This window comes from Pseudohongiella sp. SYSU M77423 (assembly GCF_029911965.1).
Classification (GTDB): Bacteria; Pseudomonadota; Gammaproteobacteria; order Pseudomonadales; family Pseudohongiellaceae; genus Pseudohongiella.
Genome location: NZ_JARYTH010000020.1, coordinates 1 through 537 on the forward strand (window position 1 = coordinate 1; position 537 = coordinate 537).

1 protein-coding gene is annotated in these 537 nt (G+C 50.1%); it reads left to right on the forward strand.

All coding sequences use genetic code 11. The features are described 5' to 3' along the window. Positions 1–497, forward strand: a 497-nt coding sequence (locus QGM61_RS15220) for an integrase core domain-containing protein (RefSeq protein ID WP_281133503.1), incomplete at its 5' end; no start/stop codon positions are given. Positions 498–537 lie beyond the last annotated feature (40 nt).

Genomic DNA, 537 nt, shown 5'->3' on the forward strand with positions numbered 1-537 from the left:
ACCCGCTGAGTGTGCCGACGAACGTTAATCAGGTCTGGTCGATCGACTTCATGAGCGACACGTTGATTGATGGACGCAAGATGCGCACCTTCAACGTGATTGACGATTACAATCGTGAAGGATTGTGCATAGATGTCGATCTATCGCTGCCCAGTGCTCGGGTAGTTCGCTCGCTGGAGCAGATCATTGAGTGGCGCGGAAAGCCAGCAGCTATTCGCCTGGACAATGGCCCGGAATACATTGCGCAAACGTTGATTGACTGGGCCAATGAAAGGCGAATCACATTGCTTTACATACAACCAGGCAAACCGACGCAGAATGCATACATCGAGCGTTTTAATCGGACAGTTCGACACGAATGGCTGGATCTACATCAGTTCCATTCGATCAGTCATGCTCAGGAGCTGGCGACTCAATGGTTGTGGAAATACAATAATGAAAGACCCCATACAGGCATCGGAGGCATACCACCTCGACGATTACTGATGGCAGCATAAGTTTCTACGAGTAACTGCTGCGGGAAATGGGGGGATTACA